This is a genomic window from Allorhizobium undicola ORS 992 = ATCC 700741 (assembly GCF_000621665.1).
In the GTDB taxonomy this organism is placed as follows: domain Bacteria; phylum Pseudomonadota; class Alphaproteobacteria; order Rhizobiales; family Rhizobiaceae; genus Allorhizobium; species Allorhizobium undicola.
Window position 1 is genome coordinate 134,175 of the sequence record NZ_JHXQ01000001.1, and the last position, 14,886, is coordinate 149,060.

The following is a 14,886-nucleotide window of genomic DNA, read 5'->3' on the forward strand; positions in this document are numbered from 1 at the left end:
CTCCCTCTGTTTCGCCAGGCATCCGCAGGCGCCGGGAAAGGCGAATCATATCTGTGAGGGTTGCATCTGTTTTTGCCTTTTATCATGCTTATATGCAGCGCAGTAACCCCGCCCCTGGCGCTGCATGGCAGGTTTGCAACTTTTGCAGCCAAGCGGCGTTTTGCCCTTGATGCACCGGAGGCGAAAGATGATTGGTGCAATGTGTACCGCAAGGTTCCGAAACGCGAGGACAGATGAAGATCAAGGCCGTTCTCAATCGTGATGGTGGTACGTTTCGCACCACGGATATGCAGGCTTATTGTGAGCGGGCGCACGCCGTGTTCAGTCAGGCCGGGCATGAGCTGGACTGCGCCGTCGTGGCTGGCAAGGACATAACGGGTGCCTTGAAAGAGGCCACCCATGGTGGCTACGATGCGCTGATTGCAGGCGGCGGCGACGGGACGATTTCAGGCGCGGCAGCCATTTGCTGGAAGGCGGGCATTCCGCTGGGCATCGTGCCTGCCGGAACGATGAACCTTTTTGCCCGCACGCTGAAATTGCCGCTCGACATCTGGCAGGTGCTGGAGACGCTTTCGAGCGCCGAGATCAAATCCGTGGACATCGCCTCCGCCAATGGCCATCCCTTCGTCCACCAGTTTTCCGCCGGTATGCACGCGCGCATGGTGCGCCTCAGAAACCGCATGGATTTCGCCTCCCGCCTTGGCAAGATGCGCGCCAGCGCCAGCGCGGCATTGAGCGTCATGCTCAACCCGCCGCGCTTCGACGTGGCTTTCGACATCAATGCCGATGGCAAGGTGGATCAGCGCGAGGTTTCGGCCATCTCTGTTTCCAATAATCCGATTGGCAGCAATCCGCTGTTTTATGCCGATGATGTCACCACCGGCCAGCTCGGCATCTATCTGGCCGCGCCGCTGGACACGGTGGGCGTGGTGGGGCTGGCGGTGGATATTTTACGCGGTCGCCTGCATGAGAACGAGGCCGTGACGGCGGCTGCCGCGCCGCTTCTCAAGCTGCATTTTCCACGGCTCAGAAAAGGCGCGGTCTGCGTGATCGATGGCGAATTGCTGCGGATGCCCCGCAACATCGAAATCAGGAGCCATCCGGGCGAGCTGAAAGTGCTGGTTCCAGCCGGTAGTTGAGCGGGACGCCATGGTTCACGGCGCCCCGCACCTTCACAGGGTGTCCGAATCTCAGTGGGTAAAGGCGGCGGCGATCAGCGCTTTGGTATAGTCCTGGGCCGGGCTTTCGAAAATCTCCCGCGTCGGGCCTTCCTCAACGATTTTGCCATTCTTCATCACGATCACATGGTCTGAAATCGCCTTGATGACCGAAAGGTCGTGGCTGATGAACACATAGGAAAGATCGTGTTTCTGTTGCAGGTCGCGCAACAGCTCGATCACCTGCCGCTGGACGGAACGGTCCAGCGCCGAGGTGGGCTCGTCGAGAATGACCACCTTCGGCTTGAGAATCATCGAGCGGGCAATGGCGATGCGCTGACGCTGGCCGCCGGAAAACTCGTGCGGATAGCGGTTGCGCGCGGCCGGGTCCAGCCCCACCTCCACCAGTGCGGCGATGGCGCGCTGGTCGCGTTCGGCCTTGGAAAGCTGCGGTTCGTGAACGTAAAGCCCTTCGGTGATGATCTCGCCCACCGTCTGGCGGGGCGAAAGCGACCCATAGGGATCCTGAAACACAAGCTGCATCCGCTTGCGGTAGGGCCGCATTCCCGCACGGTCGAGGCCGGAAATATCCGTGGTCTCGAAGCTGAAACGGCCCTGTGCGTGCAGAAGCTTGAGCAGCGCCCGGCCAAGCGTGGATTTTCCCGATCCCGATTCACCGACAATGCCAATGGTCTGGCCCTGCCGCAGCGTCAGGTTGACGTGATCCACTGCCCGGAACTGTCTGGCCGTCTTGAACAGCAGCCCTGAGCTGATGTCGAAATCCACCACGACATTCCTGCCTTCCAGCACCACGGGTGCGGTGGGGGCAGGGGGCTGTTTTTCACCGCTCGGTTCGGCTGCCAGCAGCATTTTCGTGTAGTCGGCCTGCGGTCGCTCGAAAATATCGTCGCGGCTGCCCTGTTCCACCACCTCGCCGCGCCGCATGACGATCACCCGGTCGGCGACGTGTTTCACCACGCCGAGATCGTGGGTGATCAACACGATGGCCATGCCGAAACGCTTTTGCAGATCGGCAAGAAGGTCGAGGATCTGCGCCTGAATGGTAACATCCAGCGCGGTGGTCGGCTCGTCGGCAATCAGCAGGTCCGGCTCGTTGGCGAGCGCCATGGCAATCATTACGCGCTGGCGCTGGCCGCCGGAAAGCTCGTGCGGATAGCTGTCGATGCGCCGTTCCGGTTCGGGAATGCCCACGAGCGTCAGAAGTTCGAGAACCCTTTTGCGGGCCTCAGCCTTCTTCATGCCGCGATGGTGGATCAAGGGCTCGGCAATCTGCTTGCCGACCGTGTAAAGCGGGTCCAGCGAGGTCATCGGCTCCTGGAAGATCATGGTGATCCTTGCGCCGCGCACGCTGTTCAGGGTCTGGAGGCTGGCGCCCACCATTTCCGTTTCGCCATAGCGGGCAGAGCCGGAAACCTGCCCGTTGGCGGCCAGAAGGCCCATGATCGCCATCATGGTCTGGCTCTTGCCGGAGCCGGATTCGCCGACGATGGCAAGCGTTTCGCCCTTTCTCACCTCGTAGCTCACGCCTTTCACCGCCTGCACCTCGCCATCCGGCGTGGTGAAGCTGACCTTGAGATCCTTGACGGCAAGGACGGTGTCGTTCTGTGTCTTGTCCATGCTTATCGGTCCTTCGGGTCGAGCGCGTCACGCAGGCCATCGCCAACGAAATTCAGCGAAAACAGCGTGAGAACGAAGAAGATCGCCGGGAAGATCAGCAGCCATGGCGCATTTTGCATGTTGCGCGCGCCTTCCGAGATCAGCGTGCCCCAGCTTGCCAGCGGCGCCTGAACGCCAAGGCCAAGGAAGGAAAGAAAGCTTTCCGTCAGGATCACATGCGGCACCACCACGGTGACGAACACGATGACCGGCCCCACCGTGTTGGGAATGATGTGGCGGCGGATGATCTGCCAATCGGTCAATCCCAGCGCCTGGGCGGCGCCCACGAATTCGCGGCGTTTGAGGGAGAGCGTCTGGCCGCGCACGATGCGGGCCATTTCCAGCCATTGCACCGCGCCGATGACAATGAAGATCAGCCAGATCGACCGGCCGAAAAACACCACCATGACCACGACGAGAAAAACGAAGGGCAGGGAATAGAGAATTTCGACAATGCGCATCATCACATTGTCCACCCGACCGCCGAGATAGCCGGAGGTGGCGCCATAGACCACGCCGATGCCAAGCGAAACGAGGCTGGCTGCAAGGCCGACGGCAATGGAAATCTGCCCGCCCAGCATGACGCGCACCAGAAGGTCACGGCCATTGCTGTCGGTGCCGAAGGGGAAATATTCCTGCGACACATGGCCCGTCAGCACCATGGAGAGCTGATCGGGCGCGGTCTCGGCGATTTTCGTATCCTTGAACTCGTTCACCCGGTCGAAATAGCGCACGCTGCGCTCGTCGATCGGGCGGTTGGAGGACACTTTGGCGGTGAAGATTCCCGCCTTGACCTCGAAGCTTTCCAGCAGCAGGCGTGCCCTTTTGGCGGCGCTATCGGCCACGTCATGCAGGGTTTCCGGGTTGGGAAAGGGCTTGAGGCTCGGCGCGACCGATACATAGGACGGAAACACCTGGTCATAGGCGTGCGAGGAAAACAGCGGCCCGACAAAGGAGAACAGCGCGATCAGCAGCAGCATGACGCTGCCGCCCATGGCGGCCTTGTTGCGGCGGAAGCGCAGCAGGGCAAGCTGGCCCAGGCTGCGGCCTTCAATTTGCGGCGCAGCGGCAGGCGCGGAGGTGGAAATATCAGTCATGGCGGACCCTCGGATCGAGAAGGCCATAGGCAATATCGACCAACAGGTTGAAGACGATGACGAACACGGCAACCAGAACCACGGTGGCCATGACCAGCGGATAGTCGCGGTTCAGCGCGCCGATCACGAAAAAGCGGCCAACGCCGGGAATGGTGAAAATGCTTTCCACCACGGCGGAACCGGTGAGAAGGGCGGCCGCCGCCGGCGCCAGATAGGAAACGACCGGCAGCATGGCGCCGCGCAGCGCGTGGGTGATGACGACGACCCGCGATGGCAGGCCGTAAGCCTTGGCGGTGCGGATATGGTCGGTGTGCAGCGCCTCGATCATCGAGCCGCGTGTCAGCCGCGCAATCACCGCCACCTGCGGCAGGGCGAGCACGGTGATGGGCAGGGCGAGGAAGTAGAGCGAGCCGTCCCCCCAGCCGCCCGCGGGCAGCCAGGCCAGCATCAGCGCGAAGATCAGCGTCAGCACCGGCCCCATCACGAAATTGGGCACAGTTACGCCAATGGTGGCAAAGGTCATCAGCACGAAATCGATAATGCCGTTTTGCCGAAGCGCGGCAATCGTGCCAAGGATCACGCCGCCCACCAGCGCCAGAAGCAGTGCCGTGCCGCCAAGCTGCACGGAATAGGGCAGCGCCTGGCCGATCAACTGGGAAACCGTATTGTCCTTATAGATGAAGCTTGGCCCGAAATCGCCCTGCACGGCATTGGAAACATAGGTGATATACTGTTTCCACAGCGGCTGATCGAGCTGATAGGTCTTCATCAGGTTCGCCATGATGTCTGGCGGCAGCGGACGTTCGAGATCGAACGGACCGCCCGGCGCCATGCGCATCAGGAAAAACGAGATGGTAATGACGAGAAACAGCGTTGGCACCGCGCTCGCCAGTCTTCGCAGAACGAAATTGATCATGGATAATAGCAGACGCGCGACAGGTCTATCTGACCTATCGCGCGTCATCTCCCGTTCGCTGTTACCTGGAAACGCTCAGATACTTGGAATAATGCTCGTTGACGGGGTTGTTGCCCCAGCCGGAAACCTTGCTGGAAACCAGCCACAGATTTGCGCTGTTCATCAACGGCGCCACCGGCTGCTCGTCCACCAGGATCTGCTCGGCCTTGTGCATCAGCTCCATGCGCGCCTTCACGTCCTTTTCGTCATAGGACTTCTTCATCAGCGCGTCGAATTCCGCATTGTTCCAGTGCGCGTAGTTGAAGCTGGTATTGGTGCTGAGCGTCAGCGCCAGGAAGTTTTCCGGATCGGCATAGTCGGCACTCCAGCCGGCGCGGGCCACGGAGAACTTGCCGCCTTCCTTCAGGTAGGAATAGTGCGAGGCCACGTCGAGGTTTACCAGCGACACCTTGGCGCCGAAAGTGGTCTTCCACATATCGGCAATGGCGGTGGCCACACGCTCATGATTGGTGTTGGTGTTGTAGCGGATTTCCAGGTTGAGCGGCTTGCCGCCCTTGCCGTAACCGGCCTCCTTCATCAGCTCCACGGCCTTGTCTTCGCGGTCGATCTGCGAAAGTCCGGCGAAATCGGGCTGCGGCGGCTTTTCATAACCTTCCATGCCCGGAGGCACCATGGAATAGAGCGGTAGCTGCGCGCCGGAATAGATTTCGTTCGACAGGAAGTCACGGTCGATCGCCATGGACAGCGCCTTGCGCACGCGCACGTCGCTCATCGGCTCCTGGCGGGTGTCGAAGGCATAGTAATAGGTCGCAAGACCCGGATCGACATGGACCTGATCCTTGTAGAGATCCCGCAGGCGCTTCAACTGGTCGGCGGAGAAGTTGTAGGTCACGTCCAGTTCGCCGGCTTCGAAGCGGCGCACGGCGGCGGCATCGTCTTCGATCGGGTAGAAGATCACCTTGTCCAGCTTGACGTTCTTGGCGTCCCAGTACTGGTCGTTCTTCACGACGGTCAGGTTGTCGTTCGGCACATGCGATTGCAGCTTGAAGGCGCCGTTATTGACCATATTGCCCGGCTTGACCCACTGGTCGCCGAATTTTTCCACATTGGCCTTGTTGACCGGCAGGGCGGTGTAATGCGCCATCAGTTGCAGGAAATAGGGCGTGGCGCGCTCCAGCGTGATTTCCAGCGTCTTGGCGTCGATCACCTTCACGCCAAGCTGATCCAGCGGCATCTTGCCGGTGTTGACGGCCTCGGCATTCTTGATGGGGTAAAGCAGGTTTGCATATTCGGCGGCGTTTTTCGGATCTTCCAGACGGCGCATGGCAAACTGGAAGTCTTCAGCCGTGACCGGCGAGCCATCCGACCACTTGGCGCTGTCACGAATCTTGAAGGTATAGACGGTGCCGTCATCGGAAAGCTTCCAGCTTTCGGCGGCCCCTGCAATGATGTTGCCGTTCGCATCGTGGACGGTCAGGCCTTCGAACAGGTCGTAAATGACGAAGCCTTCGATATCGATTGAAATATGGGCGGGGTCCAGCGATTTGGGCTCTCCCCCATTGCCGCGATGCAATACAGCTTCTGCGAGTGCCTGACTTGCGCCGAACAATAGCGCACCGGCGAGGAGGGTTGTAGCCAATCGGGATTTAAAGTGATTCATTTTTGTTCTCCTTCCCCTTCTGGATAGGGTTCGGGAGCCGAACAAATTTGAATTCTGCCCAAAAAACAACCCCTGCCTCAAATAAACTTCGTCAAAAAGCGGCGCGTTTTTGGCTATCATGCGGCATTCAAACGATTTTTTTCGCGGCTTAACCGCATGATCGCGAAATTTTACCGGTTGGAAAACATGTTTTCCACACAAGTGTATACAGTTTGTGGGGCTTACGTAAGCATGAGTGCGACGCGACGACGCAAGCACGCCCGACGCAGGCCCGTGCGCGCTGCGGACAGGACGATGCATCGCTGCGTCTTCACGGTGCAACTTCGGCGATAGGGCGGGGTGAAGGTCAGATGCGCGGCAGATAGCTGCGATAATCGAAGTCAGATACGGTGCGCAGGTAGGCCAGCGCCTCCTTGTGCTTCGTTTCGCCATAGAGCCGCTGGTAATCGGCGCCGAAAATATCGGCAATGAAAGCGGAGTTGTTGAAACGGCGCACGGCGGTCAGGAAGTCATGGGTCAGAAGCGGGCAATCCGGCTCCTGTCCGGGGGCGGTTTGCGGGCCGGGATCGAGATTTTCGTCCAGCCCCCGCAATATGCCGCCGAGAATGGCGGCCAGCATCAGATGCGGATTGGCATCCGCCCCCGCCACGCGGTGTTCCACCCGCGCAGCCGGACCATCGCGCTCGGGTATGCGAATGGCGGTGCCGCGATGGCCAAAGCCCCAGTTGATCTTGTCCGGCGCAAAGGAGCCCGGCTGGAAGCGGCGATAGGAATTGGCAAAGGGCGCGAAGATCAGCTGGGTTTCCGCCATGGTCTGCAACAATCCGGCTGTCACGGATTTCAGCATCACCGGATCGCCCCCGGCGGCATCGAGAATATTGCGGCCTTGGCTGTCGATCAGGCTGACATGCACATGCAGGCCGGAACCGGCCTCGCCCGTATAGGGCTTGGCCATGCAGGTGGATTTCAGGCCATGCCGCAGCGCCGCGAATTCGGCCACCCGCTTGAGGTAGATGCAGTCATCGGCTGCCGCCATGGCATCGGGCCGGTGCAGCAGGTTTACCTCGAACTGGCCGGGGCCGAATTCCGCCGTGGTGGCATCCGCAGGCAGGCCCATGGCGTTGCAATAGTCGCGCACCGTGTCCAGATAGGCCTCCATGGCGGCGGTGGCGCGCATGTCGTAAAGCTGGAAGCCATTGGCCTCACCGCGATAGGTCAGCGGTTTGGGCGGCATGGGGCGGCCAAGCTCGCGCCAGTTTCCGTCCAGCACGTAGAATTCAAGCTCGGTTGCCACCACCGGCGTCAGGCCCCGTTGCCGGAAGCGGTCCAGCACCCGCGCCAGAATGGCGCGCGGACAGACGAAATAAGGCGCGCCTGAAAGATCGTGCATCGTGGCCAGCACCTGTTTCGAGCCCTTCGGGCCCCAGGGCAGGGCGGCAAGCGAGCGGCGGTCCGGCACGCAAATGCCATCGGGATCGCCCAGCGTCAGCGAAATGCCGGTAATGTCGTCATTGTCATCGCCCCAGATGTCCAGCGACTGGGTGGAGGAGGGCAGGCGCACGCTGTTTTTCCAGACCTTTTCCTCCGCCGAAAGCGGGATCATCTTGCCGCGCAGATCACCGTTCATGCCAACCAGCAGCACCTCGATGCGGGCATTCGGGTCGGTGTCGCAGGAAGGGTCGCTATGGCCGGTCTGTGTCATGGAAAGGTCCGCTGGATGGTGAAGCCGGGCGCTTGCCAAAGCGTGGCGCGCCCTTCATGCTCGTAAAGGATAAAACACGCCGTTTCAATTCTCCTGCCGCAAGGCGGAGGATTGCGCTCAAGGAATGCCCGCATGGATAAGCCCGCTGCTAACCTCTCCAACCTCGCGGCCATCGATGCCGCCCATCATATCCATCCCTTTTCCAACATGCACAAGCTGAATGCCGAGGGCACGCGCATCATTGAACGCGGCGAGGGCGTTTACATCTGGGACAGTACCGGCAAGCAATATCTCGACGCCTTTGCCGGGCTCTGGTGTGTCAATGTGGGCTATGGCCGCCGCTCCATTGCCGAGGCCGCCTATCGCCAGATGCAGGAACTGCCTTATTACAATTGCTTTTTCGGCACGACCACGCCCCCCACCACGCTGCTTGCAGAGAAGATTGCCGCCAAGGCCGGAGCCAAGCTCAACCACGTCTTTTTCACCAATTCCGGTTCGGAGGCCTCCGATACCTGGTTCCGCATCGCCCGCGTCTACTGGAAGGCGCTGGGTTACGAGACGAAAACCAAAGTGATTGCCCGCAAGAATGGCTATCACGGCTCGACGGTGGCGGGCGCCTCGCTTGGCGGCATGACGTGGATGCACGAGCAGGGCAATCTGCCCATCGATGGTATCGTCCACATCAACCAGCCATACTGGTACGCCGAAGGCGGAACGCTTGCGCCTGCCGAGTTCGGGTTGAAGGTGGCGCGGGAACTGGAAGACAAGATCATCGAACTTGGCGAGGACAATGTTGCAGCCTTCGTGGCCGAGCCGATCCAGGGGGCGGGCGGGGTCATCATTCCGCCCGAGACCTATTGGCCGGAAATCCGGCGCATCTGCGCGAAATACAGGATATTGCTGGTTGCCGATGAGGTGATTTGCGGCTTCGGCCGGCTCGGCACCTGGTTCGGTCATCAATATTACGATTTCGAGCCCGATTTAGCCCCTATCGCCAAGGGCCTCTCCTCCGGCTATCTGCCGATTGGCGGCGTGCTGGTGGCCGACCGCGTGGCCGAGGTGCTGCGCGACGAGGTGGGTGATTTCTATCACGGCTATACCTATTCCGGCCATCCGGCAGCGGCGGCCGCAGCGCTTGAAAACCTGCGCATCATCGAGGAAGAGGGGCTGGTGGAGCGGGTGCGCGACGACATCGGCCCCTATTTCGGCGCGGCCCTTTCCTCCCTTGCCGATCACCCGGCCGTGGGGGAAGTGCAAAGCGTTGGCCTGATGGGTGCGGTACAGATCACCGCCGACAAGGCAAGCCGCCGCCGTTATGAAAAACCCGACGATATTGGCACGGCGGTGCGCAATCACTGCGTTGCAAATGGCGTCATCGTGCGGGCCACCGGCGACCGGATGCTGTTTTCGCCGCCGCTGGTCATTGCACGTTCGGAAGTGGATCAGGCCGTGGCGGCGCTGCGCGCCGCGCTGGACTGGCTGCTGCAAAATCAGGGCGTATAGAAGGCATAATGGAAGTGGTAGAAATCCCCCGCCTTGCCGTGGATATAGGGCAGAGCCAGCGAGCCCACCGTCTGCTGTTTCATGTCAGGCTGTGTTGCCAGCCAGTCTTGCAGGTTTTGCGGCAATTCCGGCTGTGGGCGACCCTTGTCGCGCCACAGGAGCAAGACGGCCTGTGGATGCTGAAAGGTGGCTGATGTCGTGGCGCGGTTTCCCGGCACGGCAACTGCAAGATCGGGGGCGTGCAGGCGCACATTGCCCGCCAGTTGCTGGTCCACGGTCAGGACCAGGGCGGGCCTTTGCGGCAGGGCGGCAAGCGCTCCGTCTATGGCCTTCTCATAGGGCACGTTCTGCTTTTGATATTCCACATAGCTGCCAGCCAGAAAAACCCGCAGCGTCAGCGTCAGCGGCACCAGCACCATGATGACCAGCGCCACCGGCAGGAAGCGCTTGAGCGCGGTATCCGGTGCCGAATTCGCCGCCTCCACCTTGAGGCAGAGATAGAGCGGCAGCATCAGGAAGCAGGGCGCAAGCCACCGGTCCTTGATGAAGCTGACGCCGCCGAACAGCACCATCAGCGCCAGGAAGACCACGACGAACATCATGATCCGGCCCAGCAGGCGGCTCCATTCATTGCCGCTTCGAAGCGTTGCCTTGAGGTTTGCGCCAAAGGGAATGAGCAGCAGAAGCGTGGTGAGTGCGGCGCTGGCAAGAGCTGCCGCAGTGAGCGAGCGAAGGCCAACGGCGATCTGGCCCGTCAAGGTCTTCAGCTTCGTATCGGTCATCTTGCCGATGGTGTTGCGGGTGGCCTCTTCCATATGGTCGAGAAACCACAGCCCATGCGGCAGCACCACCAGCGCGGCAATGGCCAGCGTGACGAGAATGCGCCAATCGAAAAGGCGGCGGCGCCATTGCGGCTCGCACAACAGCGCCAGCACGGCAGCCAGCGGGATGAGCGCGAAATTATATTTGGAAATCGTGCCGCAGCCGATGGCAAGCCCGGTCAGCGCATAGCCTGCAAGGCTTGGCGATTTCAGCGTGCCCAGAAGGGCAAACACAAACAGGGCCGTGCAAAAAATCAGTGCGACGGTATGGGTGAGATCGCGCTGCGCCTCGAAGCTCACCTGCGGCATGGTCAGAATGGCAAGCGCGGCAATCACCGCAAGATCGCGGCGTTTGAGCAGCATGAAACCCGTGGCTGCCATCAGCGCGTAGCTGGCAAACAGCATCAGGTTTTTCAGCAGGGTCAGCGACAGAACGGTGGGGCCGAGAAGCTGCACCACGCCATACTGGATCCAGTTATAGAAGGGCGGCTGGCTGTCATAGCCCAGTGAAAGCCACTGCGCATAATAGAGCTGCTGGCCCTCATCCAGTTCCAGCGAGGCAGGCAGCATCAGCCGCACCGCCATATTCGCCAGAAAATAGGCCGCCAGCAGCAGGTAAAGTGCCGATGGCCGCTCCTTCAGCGCCGTCAGCATCCTCAGCCGTCCTTGCCGTAGGTTTTGCGCACGATATAGGCGCGCGGCTCGTCATAGGAGCGCGTCAGCATTTCCGCCACGATGCCGGTGGTAATCATCTGGATGGCGGCAAGAAACAGCATGACGCCGACCAGAAGCAGCGGGCGCGTGCCGATGTCTTCACCCATCAGCTTGACGATGAACAGATAGAAAAGGATCAGCGCGCTGATGGCGCCGATGAAAAAGCCGATCATGCCGAAAAAGTGCCCCGGCCTCTGGCGAAACCGCATGAAGAACAGCACGGCCAGAAGATCGAGAATGACGCGGGCCGTGCGGGAAATGCCATATTTCGATTCCCCGAACTGGCGGGCATGGTGGTTGACCACGGTTTCGCCAATGCGCGAGGAGGGGATGACGCTGGCCACCCAGGCCGGAATGAAGCGGTGCATACCGCCCATGATGCGCACCTGCTTGATGATGCTGGCGCGGTAAAGCTTCAGCCCGCAGCCATAGTCATGGATGCGCACGCCTGTTACCTTGCCGATCAGGCGGTTGGCACACCAGGAAGGGATTTTTCGCAGCACCAGCGCATCCTGCCGCGCCTTGCGCCAGCCGCAGAGCAGGTCGAGATCGCGGCTTTCCATTTCGGCAATCATCGAGGGAATGTCATGCGGATCGTTTTGCAGGTCGCCGTCCAGCGAGGCGATCAGGCGGCCGCGCGCGGCATCGAACCCGGCCTGAAGACCGGCGGCCTGGCCGAAATTGCGCTGGAACTCGATGATCGTCAGGTTGAGGCCCGGCTGGTCGAGATAGGCCCTTGCCCGCGTCAGCGTGCGGTCGGTGGAGCCGTCATCGATGAGGATCAGTTCCCACGGCTTGCCGAAATCCTTCAAGGCTTCGGCAATGCGCTCGATCATGCGGCCGACATTGTCTTCCTCGTTCATGAAGGGCACCACCACCGACAATTCGATGGCAGTGTGAGCGGCGGTCTCTGGGGCATTCGAAGGATCGGTCGGCACGCGGGCACTCCGGAAAATACTGGTCTTTGCTGGAAGGGGTGTTATAGGAAGCGGCGCCTGCGCGCAATTCGCAACTCGTGGACGCCATGACGGTCATCGACAAAGACACGCAAAAATCCTTCATCCGCCGCCATGGCGTGTCGCTGATCGCGTTTTTTGCCATTCTGGCCTATATCGCCTTCGTGCAATGGATCTGGGGCTGGGCCTCCGTGCTGGCCGAGTGGCGGCATGTGGGGCTTGGCACGGTGGCGCTGGCGTTGACGCTGCTTGTGTCCACGGCGCTTGTGCGGGCATGGCGCATTTACGATTATTTTCCGGCTGAAACCAGAGGCCGCTATATTGCGCTGTTTCATCTGGCGCAGGTGCATAACCTGCTGAATATCATGCTGCCCTTTCGCAGCGGCGAAACCAGCTTTCCGCTCTTGATGCGCTCGGAATTTGCCGTGCCGCTGCTGCGGGCCACATCGGCGCTTCTGGTCATGCGGCTTCTCGATCTTCATGCCCTGTTGAGTGCCGCAGGCCTTGGCATGGTGCTGCAACGGGCCGATACCGCTTTCGCACTGCTGCTATGGCTTGCCTTCCTGCTGCTGCCGGTTCTGGCCTATCTGCTCAAGGGCCGGATGCTTGCTTTTCTGCGGCCACGGCTTTCCGGCAAGGCGCTGAAACTGATCGAGGAAGTGGAGGCGGGGCTTCCCGCCCGGCTTGGCGATTTTCTCAGCGCCTGGGCAATGACGGTGGTGAACTGGGCCACCAAGGTGGTGGTCTTTGCCTGGGTACTGAGCCTCATGGGCGTTTACCCCTTGATGGCGGCCTTTGGCGGCGCCTCCGGCGGTGAGCTTTCCTCGGTCCTGCCCTTTCATGCGCCGGCAGGGGTCGGAACCTATCCGGCGGGCATCGTCGCAGGCGCGGTCGCCTTCGGCGCCTCCGCCGGTGGCGAACTGGCGCGCGCCGCCGTCAACCTGCATATCATCGTGATTATTTCCGCCCTGACCAGCACGGTTCTGTCGCTGGTGCTGAGCCATATCCGTCCATCAAGGCGCCGCTAGAGCGGTTCATTGTTTCACGGAAACATTGAACCGTTCTAACTATTTGTTTTTACGCATTTTAAGACGGAAAACCGGCTTCCACTTTTCCTGAAAATGCTCTAAAGTGTAGTCACGTTTTTCCGTCTGGAAATGCGGGGCCACGGCCTTACTGGAAGGCGGTCTCGAAGAAGCTTCTGAGCTTGCGCGAATGCAGCTTTTCCTGCGGCATGTCGGCCAGTTTCTGCAAGGCGCGAATGCCGATCTGCAAATGCTGGCTGACCTGGGTGCGGTAAAAAGCGCTGGCCATGCCCGGAAGCTTCAGCTCCCCGTGCAGGGGCCGGTCCGATACGCAAAGCAGCGTGCCGTAAGGTACACGGAAGCGGAAACCGTTGGCGGCAATCGTCGCCGATTCCATATCGAGCGCAATGGCGCGTGATTGCGACAGCCGCTTGACCGGCCCGCGCTGGTCGCGCAGTTCCCAGTTGCGGTTATCGATGGTGGCAACCGTGCCGGTGCGCATGATGCGCTTCAGCTCGAAACCTTCATAGCCGGTGACTTCTTCCACTGCCGCCTCAAGCGCGACCTGCACCTCGGCCAGGGCAGGGATCGGCACCCAGACGGGCAAGTCGTCATCCAGCACGTGATCTTCGCGCACATAGGCGTGCGCCAGCACGTAATCGCCAAGCCGTTGGCTGTTGCGCAGCCCGGCGCAGTGGCCCAGCATCAGCCAGGCATGGGGGCGCAGCACGGCAATGTGGTCGGTAATGGTCTTGGCGTTGGAGGGACCGACGCCGATATTGACCATGGTAATGCCGGCATGACCCTTTTTCTTCAGGTGATAGGCGGGCATTTGCGGCAGCCTTGCCAACGGCGCGCCGGAAGAAGGAGCGCTTTCGCCACTCTTGGTGATGATATTGCCGGGCTCGACAAAGGCATAATATTCATCGCCGCCATTGGCCATCAGCGAGCGGGCATAGGCGCAGAATTCATCGATATAGAACTGGTAGTTCGTGAACAGCACGAAGTTCTGGAAATGCTCCGCCCCGGTTGCCGTGTAATGGGAAAGGCGCGCCAGCGAATAATCGATGCGCTGGGCGGTGAAAGGCGCAAGCGGCAGGGGCTGGTCGGGCGCGGGCTCATAATCGCCATTGGCAATCTCGTCATCCGTGGTCGAAAGATCCGGCGTGTCGAAAATATCGCGCAAGGTGATGTCGGCAAGGCCGGTGCCTTCGGCTTCCACATGCGCGCCCTCGCCAAAGGCAAAGTGCAGGGGAATGGGCGTGGCCGATTCCGACACCCTGACCGGCACCTGATGGTTTTTCATCAAAAGGCCCAGTTGCTCCTCCAGGTAATGGCGGAAAAGCTGCGGGCGGGTCAGCGTGGTGGTATAAACACCCGGCGAGGTGACATGGCCATAGGAGAGGCGTGTGTCCAGATGGCCGAAGCTGTTCGTTTCAATGCTGACCTGCGGATAGAAGGCGCGGTAGCGGCCTGAAACGGGCGCGCCCTTGGCAAGGCCCGTGAAGGCGCCGATCAGAAAGCGGGTGTTGCGCTCGTAAATTTCCGTTACGGCATCCACCGCAGCGGCGGCATCGGTGAAATAGCGGGCCTCGTAAGGCGTGGGGCTGACGAAATTCAGCGGTGTGGTGGGTGCGATTCGTGTGTTCATGAGACTT

11 protein-coding genes are annotated in these 14,886 nt (G+C 60.7%); 3 read left to right on the forward strand and 8 right to left on the reverse strand.

Going from position 1 to position 14,886, the window contains the following annotated elements:
* Positions 1 to 233 precede the first annotated feature (233 nt).
* Complete coding sequence (locus T424_RS0100660) at positions 234 to 1,139, forward strand: diacylglycerol/lipid kinase family protein (RefSeq protein WP_027486000.1); 906 nt, start codon at positions 234 to 236, stop codon at positions 1,137 to 1,139.
* 51 nt (positions 1,140 to 1,190) lie between these two features.
* On the opposite strand, the gene T424_RS0100665 is transcribed toward T424_RS0100660, so the two are convergent.
* The 5 genes from T424_RS0100665 to T424_RS0100685 all read right to left on the reverse strand — a co-directional run bounded on the left by T424_RS0100665 (position 1,191) and on the right by T424_RS0100685 (position 8,209).
* Positions 1,191 to 2,795 carry an ABC transporter ATP-binding protein gene (locus T424_RS0100665; protein WP_027486001.1) on the reverse strand — a complete coding sequence of 535 codons (1,605 nt, stop codon included), beginning with the start codon at positions 2,793 to 2,795 and terminating at the stop codon, positions 1,191 to 1,193.
* A gap of 2 nt (positions 2,796 to 2,797) precedes the next feature.
* Positions 2,798 to 3,931, reverse strand: a complete 1,134-nt coding sequence (locus T424_RS0100670; protein WP_027486002.1) for an ABC transporter permease — start codon at positions 3,929 to 3,931, stop codon at positions 2,798 to 2,800.
* A complete protein-coding gene (oppB, locus tag T424_RS0100675; RefSeq protein WP_027486003.1) occupies positions 3,924 to 4,847 on the reverse strand; it encodes an oligopeptide ABC transporter permease OppB in 924 nt (307 codons plus the stop codon). The genes T424_RS0100670 and oppB overlap by 8 nt, the downstream gene beginning before the upstream one ends.
* A gap of 61 nt (positions 4,848 to 4,908) precedes the next feature.
* On the reverse strand, positions 4,909 to 6,507 hold the full coding sequence (locus T424_RS0100680; protein ID WP_037066213.1) for a peptide ABC transporter substrate-binding protein: 1,599 nt from the start codon (positions 6,505 to 6,507) through the stop codon (positions 4,909 to 4,911).
* Positions 6,508 to 6,853: 346 nt separating this feature from the next.
* Positions 6,854 to 8,209 carry a glutamine synthetase family protein gene (locus T424_RS0100685; protein ID WP_027486005.1) on the reverse strand — a complete coding sequence of 452 codons (1,356 nt, stop codon included), beginning with the start codon at positions 8,207 to 8,209 and terminating at the stop codon, positions 6,854 to 6,856.
* 132 nt (positions 8,210 to 8,341) lie between these two features.
* On the opposite strand from T424_RS0100685, the gene T424_RS0100690 reads away from it, so the two are divergent.
* Entirely contained in the window at positions 8,342 to 9,712 is a 1,371-nt protein-coding gene (locus tag T424_RS0100690) for an aspartate aminotransferase family protein (RefSeq protein WP_027486006.1), read from the forward strand.
* On the opposite strand, the gene T424_RS0100695 is transcribed toward T424_RS0100690, so the two are convergent.
* Together T424_RS0100695 and T424_RS19880 are read right to left on the reverse strand one after the other, a co-directional pair.
* On the reverse strand, positions 9,700 to 11,187 hold the full coding sequence (locus T424_RS0100695; protein WP_027486007.1) for an ArnT family glycosyltransferase: 1,488 nt from the start codon (positions 11,185 to 11,187) through the stop codon (positions 9,700 to 9,702). The genes T424_RS0100690 and T424_RS0100695 overlap by 13 nt on opposite strands.
* A gap of 2 nt (positions 11,188 to 11,189) precedes the next feature.
* Positions 11,190 to 12,185, reverse strand: coding sequence for a glycosyltransferase family 2 protein (locus T424_RS19880; RefSeq protein ID WP_051558706.1), 996 nt, complete (start codon positions 12,183 to 12,185; stop codon positions 11,190 to 11,192).
* An 86-nt stretch (positions 12,186 to 12,271) separates the two neighbouring features.
* On the opposite strand from T424_RS19880, the gene T424_RS0100705 reads away from it, so the two are divergent.
* The gene (locus T424_RS0100705) at positions 12,272 to 13,231 is read left to right on the forward strand and encodes a lysylphosphatidylglycerol synthase domain-containing protein (RefSeq protein ID WP_027486008.1); all 960 of its coding nucleotides are present in this window, start codon (positions 12,272 to 12,274) and stop codon (positions 13,229 to 13,231) included.
* A 145-nt stretch (positions 13,232 to 13,376) separates the two neighbouring features.
* On the opposite strand, the gene T424_RS0100710 is transcribed toward T424_RS0100705, so the two are convergent.
* Entirely contained in the window at positions 13,377 to 14,879 is a 1,503-nt protein-coding gene (locus tag T424_RS0100710; RefSeq protein WP_027486009.1) for an AMP nucleosidase, read from the reverse strand.
* Positions 14,880 to 14,886 lie beyond the last annotated feature (7 nt).

What these genes read in the sequence shown, in the direction of transcription:
- T424_RS0100660 (WP_027486000.1), top strand. Translation starts at nt 234, where the DNA reads ATGAAGATCAAGGCCGTTCTCAATCGTGATGGTGGTACGTTTCGCACC.
- T424_RS0100665 (WP_027486001.1), bottom strand. Translation starts at nt 2,795, where the DNA reads ATGGACAAGACACAGAACGACACCGTCCTTGCCGTCAAGGATCTCAAG.
- T424_RS0100670 (WP_027486002.1), bottom strand. Translation starts at nt 3,931, where the DNA reads ATGACTGATATTTCCACCTCCGCGCCTGCCGCTGCGCCGCAAATTGAA.
- oppB (WP_027486003.1), bottom strand. Translation starts at nt 4,847, where the DNA reads ATGATCAATTTCGTTCTGCGAAGACTGGCGAGCGCGGTGCCAACGCTG.
- T424_RS0100680 (WP_037066213.1), bottom strand. Translation starts at nt 6,507, where the DNA reads ATGAATCACTTTAAATCCCGATTGGCTACAACCCTCCTCGCCGGTGCG.
- T424_RS0100685 (WP_027486005.1), bottom strand. Translation starts at nt 8,209, where the DNA reads ATGACACAGACCGGCCATAGCGACCCTTCCTGCGACACCGACCCGAAT.
- T424_RS0100690 (WP_027486006.1), top strand. Translation starts at nt 8,342, where the DNA reads ATGGATAAGCCCGCTGCTAACCTCTCCAACCTCGCGGCCATCGATGCC.
- T424_RS0100695 (WP_027486007.1), bottom strand. Translation starts at nt 11,187, where the DNA reads ATGCTGACGGCGCTGAAGGAGCGGCCATCGGCACTTTACCTGCTGCTG.
- T424_RS0100705 (WP_027486008.1), top strand. Translation starts at nt 12,272, where the DNA reads ATGACGGTCATCGACAAAGACACGCAAAAATCCTTCATCCGCCGCCAT.
- T424_RS0100710 (WP_027486009.1), bottom strand. Translation starts at nt 14,879, where the DNA reads ATGAACACACGAATCGCACCCACCACACCGCTGAATTTCGTCAGCCCC.